Source organism: Brevibacterium sp. K72 (assembly GCF_050562175.1).
Lineage (GTDB): Bacteria > Actinomycetota > Actinomycetes > Actinomycetales > Brevibacteriaceae > Brevibacterium > Brevibacterium casei.
In genome coordinates, this window is the sequence record NZ_CP191582.1 from 3,227,270 (window position 1) to 3,241,176 (window position 13,907).

Genomic DNA, 13,907 nt, shown 5'->3' on the forward strand with positions numbered 1-13,907 from the left:
TCACCGGTCAGAACGGTGCGCGGCGGCGCGGTTCGGGCATGAGCCACTGCGGGAGGAACCCCTGACCGATCGCCGAGACGAGGAGTTCGGCCAGCGAATGGTGCGGGTCGTGGTCGAGCGCGGCGAACGCGTACTGCTCGGCCAGGGTCGATCCGCCGAGCGACCAGTGGAACCACGCGATCACTCCGTAGGCGGTCGCGAGCGTCTCGGGACCGGACCAGTGGACGTACGCCTCGCACAGGTCGATGGCGAGCAGGATGTCGCGGTGCTGCGGGGCGCGCGCGGACAGGCCGATCATCTGCTCGGCGGCCAGCCGCGAGGCCCCGGCGCGGCGGGCCGCGCGGGCGAGCTCGGCCGGGGCGAGACGGCACATCCGCTTGGGGAGGAAGTCGGGGTGGTCGAAGCTGAGGATCATCTCGAGCGCATCCCTGGACCACTTCTCCGCGAGCAGACGGTCGAAGGCGCAGACCACGTCGGGAGTCATGAGCGCCTCGAGTCGCTCCCGGTCGAACTCGTCCGTTCCCGCACGCATCTCGAGCAGGGTCGGATAGATCTCGCCGAGGCGGCCGAAGCTCTCCTCGACGCTCGGGCGGGGATCGGCGGCGCCGCTGCGGTACTCGGCGGCCGCCTCGGCGTCCACCGGTCGGACGACGAGGTCCGCGGGCCCGGCGGCCGGGGCAGATCCGGTCGAGACGAGCTCGGTCGCGCACGCCGAGGACTGGGCGAGGGCGATGTCGGTGCCGGGATCCTCGCCGTCGTCGATGCGACCGAAGCGTCCGCCGCTCACCCACCACGCGCTCAGGGTCGCGATGCCCGCATCGCCGAGCGCCGTCGCCATCTCATCGGTCGCGGCGCGCACGAGTCCGCGGTGCAGTCCCGCATAGTCCTCATCGAACCAGTCCTCGTCGGCATCGTCGTCGCAGACGCTGTCCCCGCCGGCACCGTCCCCGAACCCGACACGATCGCCGACCCCGTCCCCGTGCCCACGGGTCGGCCCGAAGCGCTCGGGGACGGCACCGGCGGGGATGTAGTCGTCGTCGTAGAGGATGAGGAAGACCCCGCTCGGCGCACACGCCCGGCACACGAGGTCGCGCAGCCACTCACCTCCCTCCGCGAGCGTCATCGCAGCCGTCTCGAGGTCGAAGTCGACGCGCATCGTCGTCCCGCACGACTGCACGCCGTCGCCGTCGGTGACGACGAGGATGGCGACGAGGCTGCTCGCCGGGGTGTATCCGAGGGTGTGCGGCACGATCCCGATGAGATCCTCGGCCGTCTTCGCTGGCGTGTCCATGCCCACAGTCGACTCCCCCGTCCCGGCCGTGCGCCAGAGCCGCGGTCCCGGCTGTGGACGGAGCCTGGCCGTGCACAGGCCGAGCGCACACGAGTCGGCGTCGCCGTCCACACGCGCCCGGGCGGCGAATTGCCCTCGGCGGCGAACTGGCATAGAAGTGAGGGGTGGCGAAGAGACGGATATTCACAGCCCCGAGCACACAGGTCGTTCCGATCGCAACCGGGGAGGCCCGGCTGGAGAAGGTCGACGGAGAACCCGACAGCTACGTCCTCCACGTCAACGGCGTGCCGTCGTCGTCGATCACCCTCAGCGATCCCGCCCGACTCGACTTCGAATACCTCGACTGGATGTCCCGGATCATCGAGACGGCCCTGCCCGGCGGATCGCTGCGCGCCATCCACCTCGGCGCCGCAGGCTGCGCGCTGGCCCGCGCCCTCGACGCCCGTCGGCCGGGCTCCCGGCAGACCGCGATCGACATCGATCCCGTCCTCATCGACCACGTCCGCACCTGGTTCGACCTTCCCCGCTCCCCCGCTCTGGCCCTGCGCGCCGGGGATGCCGCCGAGGAGGTCGCAACCTTCCGCGACGACACCGCCGATGTCATCATCCGCGACGCGTTCTCCCACGACTCCGTCCCCACCCGCCTCCAGACGGCGGAGTTCTACGCCGACTGCGCCCGTGTCCTCAAACCGGCAGGCCTCTTCCTCGCCAACGTCCCCGACTCGGGAGACCACCGGGTGCTCAGGGATGAGATCAGGGCCGCGTCCTCCGCCTTCGCCCACGTCGCCGCCGCCTCGGAGTCCGGGGTCCTCAAGGGACGCCGCCGCGGCAACGTCATCGTCGCCGCCTCGCAGGCCCCGCTGCCCGACGCCGCCCTCGACCGGAGTCTGCGCACGGCCCCGACGATGGCGACGTGGCTGGGCGCCGACGAACTTCGCGCCCGCTTCGGCCGCTGAGCACCTTGGTGACGGCGAACACACCGTCCAGGTGACGGTTCGACTACTCCCGTCGCCCAAAGTTCGGCATAATTGAATGCCGATTGGAAGGTGAGATGAGCGAGACTTCAGAAATCCGCGTCGAACAGAGCAAGCTCGACGAACTCTACGCACGACTCGACGAGCTGCGCGATGAGACCACCGACCGTTTGGGGACCGTCCGGATCTCCGAGGTCGGGGGAAACCACCAGCACCGCAGCGAGCGCGACGCCTTCGCCACCCTGTACGAGGACCAGCTCATCCGCCTCAACAGCGCTGAGGACGGACTGTGCTTCGGACGCCTCGACTTCAAGGACTCGGCCGAACCGAGCTACATCGGGCGCATCGGACTCACCGACGCCGATCGCAAGCAGATCCTCATCGACTGGCGCGCTCCCGCCTCGGAGCCCTTCTACCAGTCGACCGCGGCGAACCCGGAGGGCGTCGTGCGGCGCCGTCACCTCGTGACGAAGAACCGCAGGGTCACCGATGTCGAGGACGACGTCCTCGACCTCGACGCCCTCGATGACTCCCAGCGCTCGGCACTCCAGGGCGAGGGCGCGCTCATCGCCGCCCTCACCACACACCGGACCGGGCGGATGGGCGACATCGTCGCGACCATCCAGGCCGAGCAGGATGCGATCATCCGCCAGCCCCTCCAGGGCGTCCTCGTCGTCCAGGGCGGACCGGGCACGGGCAAGACCGCCGTCGCCCTCCACCGCGCCGCGTACCTCCTCTACAGGCACCGGGAGAGGATCGCGAAGTCCGGCGTCCTCCTCGTCGGCCCCTCCCCGGTGTTCCTCAAGTACATCGAGAAGGTCCTGCCCAGCCTCGGCGAGACCGGGGCGCTGCTGCTCACCCCCGGCCAGCTCTACCCGGGTCTCGACACGGAGATCTCCGACGACCCCGTCGTCGCCGAGATCAAGGGTCGTTCCACGATGGCGAGAGTGCTCGCCAACCACATCGCGAACTATGAGCGGGTGCCCGAGCACGACGAGCGCCTCCGGGTGGGGGCCCACACCGTCCTCCTGCGCCGCAAGGACGTCCGGTCGGCCAGGGAGCGCGCCCGCCGCAGCGGCGACGCCCACAACGCCGCGCGCACCGGCTTCGTCTCGGGCCTGCTCAAGACGCTCGCCGAGGACCTCGCCGTGCAGATGGGACTCGACGGAGCGGGCGAGCGGCTGCCGGAGCTCCTCGACGAACTCCGCTCCTCGGTCGACGTCCGCCGCGCCCTCAACCTCGCATGGTTCCCCATCAGTCCCGGCGATGCCCTCCGGACCCTGCTGACCAAGCCGCACAAGCTCGAGGCGGCGGCTGCCGGCGTGCTCACCCCGGACGAGCAGGCAGAGCTCATCCGCCCGGTTGAGGCACCGCTGACGATCGAGGACGCGCCTCTCCTCGACGAGCTCGCGGAGCTCCTCGGTTCGACCCCGCAGCAGACCGCAGCCCGGGACGAATCCGCCCGAGAGTACGCCGAGGCCGTCGTCGACATGACCGAGACTTCGTCGATCGTCAGCGCTGAGACCCTGGCCGCCCGCTGGGCGGAGGAGGGTCCCGCGACGACGCTGGCCGAACGGGCCATCGAGGACCGGGAATGGACGTACGGCCACCTCGTCGTCGATGAGGCCCAGGAGCTCTCGCCGATGCAGTGGCGGGTCCTCTTCCGCCGGGTGCCCTCGAAGTCCGCGACCCTCGTCGGCGACCTCGCGCAGGCCTCCCACAGCGACAGCTCCCGGACCTGGGGATCGATCCTCTCCGAGTTCGTCGGCGACCGCTTCGCCCTCGAGGTCCTCACCGTCTCCTACCGCACCCCGCAGGCGGTCATGGATCTCGCCAACCGCTACCTCCACCGCCACTTCCCCCAGCTCGAACTCGTCGAGTCCGTGCGTCAGGGCGGTCACCCGCCGAGGTTGGTGTCCTTCCCCGACACCGCAGCCGTCATCGCGGGCCTCCCGGAGGCGACCGGGGCCGAGGTCGACGCCGTCGCGGGTGGGAAGATCGCCGTCATCGCCCCCGAGTCCCTCGTCGATGCCGTCGCCGAGGCGCTCTCGGGCTTCGACATCGGGCGCTCGGCGGCCGGCCTCGACCATCAGATCGCCGTGATCACCCCGCAGCAGGCCAAGGGACTCGAGTTCGACTCGGTGCTCATCGTCGAACCGGGGCTCATCGCCCCGATCGGCGCGGACGAGGGTGTCGGCGCGCTCTACGTCGCCCTCACCCGCACGACCGACCGCCTCGGCGTGCTCGCCGCGGTCCCGACGGAGCTTGCCGAACTCGGACTCGACTGAGTCACCGAGAACGAGAAGTCCCCACGCGACGAACCTGAGCGTCGTGTGGGGACTTCTTCTGCTCTCACCAGTGCGAACGGTGAGGATCGCCGTTAACGGCCCGGGAACGTAGAAGGCCGCTTGACGGCTCGGCTTCCCCTCCGAACCGCAAGCGGCCACGCACCATAGGCGCGCACTGACAATGGTACACAACTATGGACGTGATCGCGGAATCCGCTCCGAGATTTTCCGAAGAATCTTCAGTCCTCGAAGTCCTCGGGGACCGCTTCGCGCGAATCACCGGAGCGCAGGGCCGCATCGGCGCGCAGCGAGTCGATCGCGGCTTCGAAGTCCTCGAGCGAGTCGAAGCCCTGGTAGACGCTCGCGAATCGCAGGTAGGCGACCTGGTCGAGTTCGCGCAGCGGTTCGAGAATGCTCAGCCCGACCTCGTCCGCGTCGATCTCCGCGATGCCCTTCGAGCGGATGTCCTCCTCGACCTTCTGGGCGAGCTTCGCGAGGTCGTCATCGCCCACCGGGCGGCCCTGGCAGGCTTTGCGCACCCCGGACATGATCTTCTGGCGGGAGAACTCCTCGGTCACGCCGGAGCGCTTGATCACCGAGAGGCTCGTCGCCTCCATCGTCGTGAAGCGGCGTCCGCAATGGCGGCACTGCCTCCGACGGCGGATCGCCGCCCCGTCCTCGCTCGTCCGCGAATCGACCACCCGGGAATCGGACTCCCGGCAGAATGGACAGCGCATATCACTCCTCGAAGCGGATGGCCACGGCACGTCCGTGGGCCGGAAGGTTCTCGGTCCGCGCGAGCGCCACGACATGGTCTCTGACCTCGCCGAGCGCCGGACGCGAATAGTCGATGACCTGGCTGACCTTGAGGAACGAATGGACGCCGAGACCCGAACCGTGGGCGGCGGTGCCCATGGTCGGGAGCACGTGGTTCGATCCTGCACAGTAGTCGCCGAGCGAGACCGGAGCGTACGGGCCGACGAAGACCGCTCCCCCGTTGACGATCCGTGCGGCCACGGCCCGGTCGTCGGCGGTGTGGATCTCGACGTGCTCACCGGCGTAGGCGTTGACGACGGTGATCGCGTCGTCGAGGTCGTCGACGAGGACGAGGGCGGACTGGCTGCCGGCCAGGGCCGTGCGGATCCGCTCGGCATGGGCGGCCTCCGGGACCTGCCGCTCGAGCTCGGCCTCCACAGCCTCGAGCAGGGGCTGCGAGTCGGTGACGAGCACGGAAGCGGCGAGTTCGTCGTGCTCGGCCTGGCTGATGAGGTCGGCTGCGACGAAGGCCGGATCGGCCGTGGCATCGGCGAGGACGATGATCTCGGTCGGTCCGGCCACGGCGTCGATGCCCACGTGGGAGCGCACGAGTGACTTCGCCGCGGCGACGTAGGCGTTGCCGGGGCCGGTGATGAGGTCGACCGGTTCGAGCACCTCGGCGTCGTCGAAGCCGTAGGCCAGCGCCCCGATCGCCTGCGCTCCGCCCATCGCCCACACCTCGTCGACGCCGAGCATGTGGGCGGTGGCGAGGACCACCGGGTGCGGGAGGCCGTCGGCCTGGGGAGGGCTGGCGATCGCCAGCGACTGGGCACCTGCGGCCTGCGCGGGGACGACGTTCATGACGACCGTCGACGGGTAGACGGCGAGTCCGCCGGGGACATAGAGGCCGACGCGTTCGATGGGCAGGCTGCGGGTGGTCACCTCGGCTCCGGGACCGAGTTCGGTTCGGACGTCGGTGGGCACCTGGTCGGCGGCGACGCGGCGGGTGCGCTCGATCGTCTCCTCAAGCGCGGCCCTGACCTCGGGGTCGAGGTCGGCCGCCGCCTGCGCGAGCGCCTCGGCGGGCACCCGCAGCGTCTCCGGACGGACTCCGTCGAAGCGTTCGGTGAGGTCGGCGACGACACTCGAGCCGCCGACTGCGACGGAGTCGAGGAGCTCGGCGACCCGCCGTTCGACGTCGGCATGGGTCTCCGCCGCCCGAGGCAGTCGCTGCCGGAGGAATCGTCGGCTCAGGGTCTCACCGCGGAAGTCGAGAATGTTCACCAGACCATTCTAGTCCCGCGGTCGCGGGCTCCCGACGCCGCCTCAGGCGCTGAGGCAGCGGGAGCCGAGGAGTGCCTTGAGGTCGCCGTAGAGGCTCGGGTTCGGGTCGACGCGGATCGACCGGTCGAGACGCATGACGGTCTGCCGGCCGGGCTGGGTGAGGACGAGGTGGACGTCCGTGTGGCCCTTGTTCGCTTCGAGGATGCGCCGCAGCTTCTCGGCCATCTCCTCGGTCGCCTTCTCCATCGGCACGATGAGGTTGAGCGGCCGGTCGCCGGGATCCGTGATGTCGGGGATCGTCATCGACATCGCCATGAGCGAGGTCGGCCGGTCGTCGGACTGACGGATCCGCCCGGTCAGGGAGATGACGAGGTCGGTGGCGAGCAGGCTTGCGACCGGTTCGTACGTGTCTCCGAAGAACATCACCTCGACCTCGGCGTCGAGGTCCTCGAGCGTGACGATCGCGTACGGCTTGCCGGAGTTCTTCGACACCTTCCTCGTGACCTGGGTGATCATCCCGCAGACCTTGATCTGCGAACCGTCGGGGCGGTGCGATTCGGGGTCGACCACCTCGGCGATGGAGGCATCGGACTCCGCGGCGAGCACCCCTTCGAGGCCGTTGAGGGGATGGTCGGAGACGTAGAGGCCGATCATGTCGCGTTCGAACGCGAGCTTCTCCTTCTTCTCCCACTCGGGGCGGTCGGGGATCGCGACGGAGAAGCTCGGCCCGTCGTCGCCGCCGTCGAGGCCGGCGAAGAGGTCGAACTCGCCGATCGCCTCCTTGCGCTTGACGCCGATGACCGAGTCGACGGCCTCCTCATGGACCTCGACGAGGGAGCGGCGGGTGTGTCCGAGCGAATCGAAGCCTCCGGCCTTGATGAGCGATTCGATCGTGCGCTTGTTGCACACGTGGCTCGGGACCTTGTCGAGGAAGTCGGTGAACGAGGTGTACGAGCCCTTCTCCTCACGCGCGGCGACGATGCCGTCGACGACGTTGCCGCCGACGTTGCGCACCGCGCCCATGCCGAAGCGGATGTCCTCGCCGACCGGGGTGAAGTGGAGTGCGGACTCGTTGACATCGGGCGGGAGCACCGTGATCCCGAGGCGGCGGCACTCGTTGAGGTAGATCGCGAGCTTGTCCTTGTTGTCGCCCACCGAGGTGAGCAGGGCCGCCATGTATTCGGCCGTGTAGTGCGCCTTGAGGTAGGCCGTCCAGTAGGAGACGACGCCGTAGGCCGCGGAGTGGGCCTTGTTGAACGCGTAGTCGGAGAAGGGCAGGAGGATGTCCCACAGCGCCTGCGCGGCGGCCTCGGAGTATCCGCGCTCCTTCATGCCCCCGAAGAAGCCGACCTGCTGCTTGTCGAGCTCGGCCTTCTTCTTCTTGCCCATCGCGCGCCGGAGGATGTCGGCCTGACCGAGCGAGTAGCCGGCGACCTTCTGCGCGATCGCCATCACCTGCTCCTGGTAGATGATGAGGCCGAAGGTCGTGTCGAGGATCTCCTTGAGCGGTTCGGCGAGCTCCGGATGGATCGGGGTGACCTCCTGGAGGCCGTTCTTGCGCAGGGCGTAGTTCGTGTGCGAGTCCGCACCCATCGGGCCCGGACGGTAGAGGGCCAGCGTCGCCGAGATGTCCTCGAAGTTGTCGGGCTTCATCATCCGCAGCAGCGCGCGCAGGCCGCCGCCGTCGAGCTGGAAGACGCCGAGCGTGTCCCCGCGGGTGAGGAGTTCGTAGGCGCCCCGGTCGTCGAGCTCCAAGTGTTCGAGGTCGAGGTCGAAGTCCCGGTTGGCCCTGATGTTCTCCACCGCGTCGGAGATGATCGTGAGATTGCGCAGACCGAGGAAGTCCATCTTGATCAGTCCGAGACCCTCGGAGGTCGGGTAGTCGAACTGGGTGATGACCTGGCCGTCCTGGAAGCGGCGCATGATCGGGATGACGTCGATGATCGGGTCCGAGGACATGATGACGCCTGCCGCGTGGACGCCCCACTGGCGCTTGAGGCCCTCGAGGCCCTTGGCCGTCTCGAACGTCTCCTGCGCCTCGGGGTCGGTGGCGACGAGTTCCCGGAACTCCCCGGCCTCCTTGTACCGCTTCGCCTCGGGGTTCTCGATGTCGGCGAGCGGGATGTCCTTGGCCATCTCCGCCGGCGGCAGGGCCTTCGTCAGCCGCTCGCCGAGGGAGAAGGGCTTGCCGAGCACCCGGGCGGAGTCCTTGAGCGCCTGCTTCGTCTTGATCGTGCCGTACGTGACGATCATCGCCACGCGTTCGTCGCCGTACTTCCGGGTGACGTATTCGATGACCTCGCCGCGGCGACGATCATCGAAGTCGACGTCGAAGTCGGGCATGGACACGCGGTCCGGGTTGAGGAAGCGCTCGAAGAAGAGTCCGTGCTGGAGCGGGTCGAGGTCGGTGATGCGCATCGCGTAGGCGACCATCGACCCGGCACCGGAGCCGCGGCCGGGTCCGACCCGGATCCCGTTGTCCTTCGACCAGTTGATGAAGTCGGCGACGACGAGGAAGTAGCCGGGGAAGCCCATCGAGATGATGATGTCGAGCTCGTAGTCCGCCTGCTTGCGGACATCGTCGGGGATGCCGTCCGGGTAACGGTATTCGAGGCCCTTCTCGACCTCCTTGATCAGCCACGACGTCTCGTCCTCACCGGGAGGGCACGGGAACTTCGGCATGTAGTTCGCCGAGGTGTCGAAGGAGACCTCGCACTTCTCGGCGATCTCCAGGGTGTTGTCGCAGGCCTCGGGCATCTCGCGGAACAGCGCCCGCATCTCCGCCGGGGTCTTGAGGTAGTAGCCGGACCCGGAGAACGCGAACCGCGAACCGCCCTGGTCGTAGGTGGGTTCGATGAGCTTCGAACCCGACTGGATGGCGAGCAGCGCCTCATGCGCCTTCGCGTCGGATTCGTGCGTGTAGTGGAGGTCGTTCGTGGCCACGAGCGGGATATTCATCTCCCCCGCCAGGCGCAGCAGGTCCTTCGTCACCCGCTTCTCGATCGAGAGCCCGTGGTCCATGAGCTCGCAGTAGTAGTTCTCTGCGCCGAAGATGTCCCGGTACTTGCCCGCCGCGGCCTTCGCCTCCTCGTACTGGCCCAGCCGCAGGCGGGTCTGGATCTCACCCGAGGGGCAGCCGGTGGTGGCGATGAGGCCTTCGGAGTAGTTCTCGAGCAGGTCGAGGTCGAGGCGCGGCCACTTCGCCGTCACCGAGTCGAGAGAGGCGTGCGAGGAGGCCTTGAAGAGGTTGCGCATGCCCGTGTTGTCCTTCGACAGCAGGGTCATGTGTGTGTAGAGGCCGCCGCCGGAGAGGTCGTCGGACTTCTGCGACTCGTCGGTGCGCCACTTCACCCGGGTCTTGTCGGTGCGGTCGGTGCCGGGGGTGACATAGGCTTCGACGCCGATGATCGGCTTGATGTCGGCCTTCGTCGCCTGCGACCAGAAGTCGAAGGCCCCGAAGAGGTAGCCGTGGTCGGTCGTCGCGATGGCCGACATCCCCGACGCCTTCGTCGCCGCCATGAGGTCGCCGAGGCGGGCCGCCCCGTCGAGCATCGAGTACTCGGTGTGGACGTGGAGATGGACGAAATCGTCGTTCGGCACGGGCTGCCTTCCCTCGGATGCGGGCCTGTCTGCCCACCCAGCTTAGACCATGCCGGGGACACGGCTGAGGTGATCTCGGCGACCCCGGACAGCCCCTCCTCAGAGCCCGAATGCCGCGTGTCTCAGCCCTGGCGGATCGTGTCGAGCGCGTGCTGGAGGTCGTCGGGGTACTCGCTCTCGAACTCGACCCACTCCCCCGTCTCCGGGTGGTGGAAGCCGAGTCCCACGGCGTGGAGCCACTGCCGCTGCAGCCCGAGGTCCTTCGCGAGCACCGGATCCGCGCCGTAGGGCAGGTCGCCGGCGCACGGGTGCTTGAGGGCCGAGAAGTGGACGCGGATCTGATGCGTCCGCCCGGTCTCGAGGTGGATCTCGAGGAGTGCCGCCCGCCGGTGGGCTTCGATGACCTCGTAGTGGGTGATCGCGTGCTTGCCCTCGCTGTGGACCGCGTAGAGCCCGTCGTGGCGCGGATGTCGGGCGATGGGGGCGTCGATGGTTCCGAGCACGGGGTCGGGCAGGCCTTGGACGAGCGCGTGGTAGGTCTTCGACACGGTCCGATCCTTGAAGGCGCGTTTGAGCACGCTGTAGGCGTATTCGCTCTTCGCGACGACCATGAGTCCCGAGGTGCCGACGTCGAGGCGCTGGACGATGCCCTGTCTCTCCGATGCGCCGGAGGTCGCGATCCTGAAGCCGGCCGCCGCGAGGCCGCCGACGACCGTGGGCCCGGTCCACCCGATCGCGGGATGGGCGGCGACCCCGACCGGCTTGTCGACGACGACGAACGAGTCGTCGTCGTGGACGATGCGCATCCCCGGCACGGGGTCGGCGACGACCTCGAGCGGGCGCTTGGGTTCGGGCAGCGTGACGTCGAGGCGGGCGCCCGAGGTGACACGGTCGGACTTGCCGACGGGACTCCCGTCGAGTTCGACCCCGCCGTCGGCGCAGATGTCGGCGGCGGCCGTGCGGGAGAGTCCCAGCAGCTTCGACAGGGCCGAGTCGACCCGCTGCCCGTCGAGGCCCTCGGGGACGAGGATCGAGCGCTCAGTCATGGAGGTCCTCCTTGGTCCTCTCCTCGCTGCGCCGATGCGAGCCGTCGAGTTCGATCCCGCGGATGCTCGCGATGACGAGGGTGACCGCTGCCGCGGAGATCGCGATGTCGGCGAAGTTGCAGATGAAGAGCGAGAGGTCGATGTAGTCGACGACGGCGCCGCGGAGGAAGCCGGGCTGACGGAAGAGCCGGTCGACGAGGTTGCCGAAGAGACCGCCGAGCAGCATCCCCAGACCGATCGCCCAGACGCGGGAGCCGAGCTTGCGCGACATCACGAGGATCGCAGCGAAGACGGCGATGGCGATGAGCGGGAAGATCCACGTCACTCCGGAGCCGAGTCCGAGTGCGGCGCCGGGATTGCGGTAGAAGGTGAATCCGGCGAGTGAGCCGATGACGGGGATCGGCGGCTGGCCCTCGAGGAAGGTGACGGCGAGGAATTTGAGCACCTGGTCGATGACGAGGATTCCCGCGGCCAGGCCGAAGAGGATGACGAGCAGCCGCCGTCGCGGCTCCGGGCGGTGATCGTTCATTCGGATCATTCTAGCCGACCCGACCGACCGGAATGTGCCGCCGCGGCACCGGACGAATGTGCACCGGCTGAGAGTTCCGCGGACTCCCTGGGACCGCGGTCTGCGCGGAGACGACGCTGGGGCCGGACGACATCGGTCGTCCGGCCCCAGCGAGGCGCTCGGAGATCAGAGCTTGTGGTTCGAGGATCCGAATGAGTTGCCGTCGAGGGTCTCGGGAGCGAGGCTCGTCGAGTTCTCGAGGTCACGCAGCTGATCGTTGAGGTAGCTCTTCAGGCGCGTGCGGTACTGGCGCTCGAAGTTCGAGAGCTGGTCGATCGAACGCTCGAGCTGGGACTTCTGCGTCTCGAGGCTCGACAGGATCTCGTCGCGCTTGGCCTCGGCCTTGCGGACGATGTCCTGTGCTTCCTTCTCCGCACCCTTGATGAGCTCGGCGCGCTTGCGCTCACCTTCGGCGACGTGCTCGTCGTGGACGCGCTGGGCCAGGGCGATGAGCCCGTGCGAGTCGTTGCCCCCGGCAGCGGCGGCACCGGCACCGGCGCCCGCTGCACCAGCGGCGGCGGCCGGAGCGGCGGCGGAGACGGCGGGAGCGGAGTCGTTGGCCTTCGGGGCCGGGGCGGCTTCCTTGACGACCGGGGCCTTGGGTTCGTCGGCGGCGGGAGCAGACGGAGCCTCGGGAGCCTTCTCGGCCTTCGGGGCGGGAGCGTCCTTGGACGAGTCCGGCGCGGGAACGGCGGCGGGCATGGCCTGAGTGGCGTCGATGTCACCCGCGGGCGCGGCCTTGGCGGAGCCGCCACCGGCTTCGAGCTCCTTGACGCGCTGTTCGGCGGCCGAGAGCTTCTGACGCAGTTCGTCGTTCTCCTGGTAGAGACGGCGGAGCTCGACGACGACCTCGTCGAGGAAATCGTCGACCTCGTCCTGGTCGTATCCGTCGCGGAACTTCACATGCTGGAACCGCTTGTTTACTACGTCTTCAGGCGTGAGCGCCATGAGGTCACCTTTGGTCGATCTGCATTCATTTCACTGCCGCCCACATGGGACGGCTTCAACGTCACATTAGCGTAACACCTGCCGCTTTGTCGTGCAGAAATGCTCCGCCACGCCGAACTGGGCGAACTTCTCCGCCCGTCAGGTCCCCTGCCGCAGTCTCACACGCCCGAGCGCGAGAGCCCGAAGAGGAACGAGGCGATGATCTGGATGCCGATGAGGAGGACGATGAACCCGAGATCGAGCGAGATCTGCCCCAGGCGCAGCGGAGGGATGACCTTCCGCAGGAGCTTGAGCGGCGGATCCGTGAGCGTGTAGACGATCTCGGCGAGGACGAGGAAGAAGCCCTGCGGCTTCGAGTCGCGGGAGAAGACCTGCACAAGATCGAGCACTACTCGGGCGAGCAGCACGTACACGTAGAGGCTGAGTGCCGTGCCGAGGATGTAGAAGATGATGGCCACGTGGGATCCTCGTGCCTTTCGTCGGTGCGGATCTGTCGTCGACCAGACTATACGGTCGACCTGAGGATCTGCTCAGACCGGCTCAGCTCTGGTTGAAGAAGCTCGCCTGAGTGTCCGCGTCGGATTCGCTCTCTCCGCTGACCTCGATGTTCTCCGGGGTGAGGAGGAAGACCTTGTTCGTCACCCGTTCGATCGAACCGTGGAGTCCGAAGATGAGGCCGGCGGAGAAGTCGACGAGGCGCTTCGAGTTGTTCTCGTCCATCTCCGAGAGGTTCATGATCACCGGGGTGCCGTCGCGGAAGGCCGCGCCGATGACCATGGCGTCGTTGTAGCTGCGGGGATGGATGGTCTTGATGCGATTCATGGAGGTTCCTGGCGCCGGAGTGTCAACGGGACGAATCGGTGTCGGGTGGATCGGCGTCACCTGCGCGGGCGGACGCTCGTCGACCGGGGCGGGCTCCTTCGCGCGCTCGGGCTCGTCGTAGGTCTCGACGACCTCGCGGTTCCGTCGCTCGGGAGTCTGGGGCTCGTCGTCCTCTTCGACGAATCCCAGGTACTCGAGAGTCTTCTTGATAGCTGACATACCTAACGCTCCTCTGGCCTCCGGCACTTCGACATCTGCGGCCAAACTATCGCACTCTCCGCTTCCGCAGGCGGTGCCGTCGCGGTGTGTCGTGCGGAAAAATCCTCACAT

At 68.2% G+C, this 13,907-nt stretch carries 11 protein-coding genes; 2 read left to right on the forward strand and 9 right to left on the reverse strand.

What is annotated here, in order from left to right:
• Nucleotides 1-7: 7 nt before the first annotated feature.
• Nucleotides 8-1,291 (reverse strand): DUF4192 family protein, encoded by a 1,284-nt coding sequence (locus ACQ1RG_RS14575; protein ID WP_009379899.1) that lies wholly within the window; start codon nt 1,289-1,291, stop codon nt 8-10.
• Nucleotides 1,292-1,455: 164 nt separating this feature from the next.
• On the opposite strand from ACQ1RG_RS14575, the gene ACQ1RG_RS14580 reads away from it, so the two are divergent.
• Nucleotides 1,456-2,247 carry a spermidine synthase gene (locus tag ACQ1RG_RS14580; RefSeq protein ID WP_009379901.1) on the forward strand — a complete coding sequence of 264 codons (792 nt, stop codon included), beginning with the start codon at nt 1,456-1,458 and terminating at the stop codon, nt 2,245-2,247.
• 95 nt (nt 2,248-2,342) lie between these two features.
• The gene (locus tag ACQ1RG_RS14585; protein WP_009379903.1) at nt 2,343-4,553 is read left to right on the forward strand and encodes a HelD family protein; all 2,211 of its coding nucleotides are present in this window, start codon (nt 2,343-2,345) and stop codon (nt 4,551-4,553) included.
• 239 nt (nt 4,554-4,792) lie between these two features.
• Here the strand turns inward: ACQ1RG_RS14585 and nrdR are convergent, their stop codons facing one another.
• The 8 genes from nrdR to ACQ1RG_RS14625 form a co-directional block, all read right to left on the reverse strand.
• A complete protein-coding gene (nrdR, locus tag ACQ1RG_RS14590) occupies nt 4,793-5,290 on the reverse strand; it encodes a transcriptional regulator NrdR (RefSeq protein ID WP_040342212.1) in 498 nt (165 codons plus the stop codon).
• A 1-nt stretch (nt 5,291) separates the two neighbouring features.
• Nucleotides 5,292-6,596 carry a histidinol dehydrogenase gene (gene hisD, locus ACQ1RG_RS14595; protein WP_100227506.1) on the reverse strand — a complete coding sequence of 435 codons (1,305 nt, stop codon included), beginning with the start codon at nt 6,594-6,596 and terminating at the stop codon, nt 5,292-5,294.
• A gap of 39 nt (nt 6,597-6,635) precedes the next feature.
• Nucleotides 6,636-10,145 (reverse strand): DNA polymerase III subunit alpha, encoded by a 3,510-nt coding sequence (gene dnaE, locus ACQ1RG_RS14600; protein WP_051995583.1) that lies wholly within the window; start codon nt 10,143-10,145, stop codon nt 6,636-6,638.
• 170 nt (nt 10,146-10,315) lie between these two features.
• Nucleotides 10,316-11,239, reverse strand: coding sequence for an RluA family pseudouridine synthase (locus ACQ1RG_RS14605; RefSeq protein ID WP_009379914.1), 924 nt, complete (start codon nt 11,237-11,239; stop codon nt 10,316-10,318).
• The gene (locus ACQ1RG_RS14610) at nt 11,232-11,768 is read right to left on the reverse strand and encodes a signal peptidase II (protein ID WP_009379916.1); all 537 of its coding nucleotides are present in this window, start codon (nt 11,766-11,768) and stop codon (nt 11,232-11,234) included. The genes ACQ1RG_RS14605 and ACQ1RG_RS14610 overlap by 8 nt, the downstream gene beginning before the upstream one ends.
• Nucleotides 11,769-11,933: 165 nt before the next feature.
• Nucleotides 11,934-12,755 (reverse strand): DivIVA domain-containing protein, encoded by an 822-nt coding sequence (locus ACQ1RG_RS14615; protein ID WP_040342213.1) that lies wholly within the window; start codon nt 12,753-12,755, stop codon nt 11,934-11,936.
• A 158-nt stretch (nt 12,756-12,913) separates the two neighbouring features.
• Nucleotides 12,914-13,213 (reverse strand): YggT family protein, encoded by a 300-nt coding sequence (locus ACQ1RG_RS14620; RefSeq protein ID WP_430600189.1) that lies wholly within the window; start codon nt 13,211-13,213, stop codon nt 12,914-12,916.
• 82 nt (nt 13,214-13,295) lie between these two features.
• Nucleotides 13,296-13,796: a cell division protein SepF gene (locus tag ACQ1RG_RS14625; protein WP_009379922.1), complete on the reverse strand. Its 501-nt coding sequence runs from the start codon at nt 13,794-13,796 to the stop codon at nt 13,296-13,298.
• Nucleotides 13,797-13,907: the final 111 nt, after the last annotated feature.